The organism is Deinococcus alpinitundrae (assembly GCF_009982895.1).
GTDB lineage: Bacteria > Deinococcota > Deinococci > Deinococcales > Deinococcaceae > Deinococcus > Deinococcus alpinitundrae.
In genome coordinates, this window is sequence record NZ_WXZL01000232.1 from 1 (window position 1) to 274 (window position 274).

The 274-nt window shown below is 38.0% G+C and carries 1 protein-coding gene; it reads left to right on the forward strand.

The window, feature by feature from the left end:
* A partial coding sequence (locus tag GUI70_RS23180; RefSeq protein WP_161884567.1) for a polysaccharide biosynthesis protein occupies positions 1–274 on the forward strand: 274 nt, incomplete at both ends.

The following is a 274-nucleotide window of genomic DNA, read 5'->3' on the forward strand; positions in this document are numbered from 1 at the left end:
TGTTCGTATTCAAGATTTAGTCCGTCAAATGATTGCGTTGAGTGGTTTGAAAGTTCGTGAAGAAGGTGCAGATATTGGTGATATTGCGATTGAGTATGCTGGACTCCGCCCAGGCGAAAAGTTGTATGAAGAGTTGCTAATTGATCATGAAGATACACAGTTAACTGAACATAGTCGGATTTTACGCTCTTTTGAAAAGCATTTTTCTTTAGATGAATTATTGCCGATTTTCGAACGCATTTATGGCTTAACTGCAATTGATCAAGACATTGAC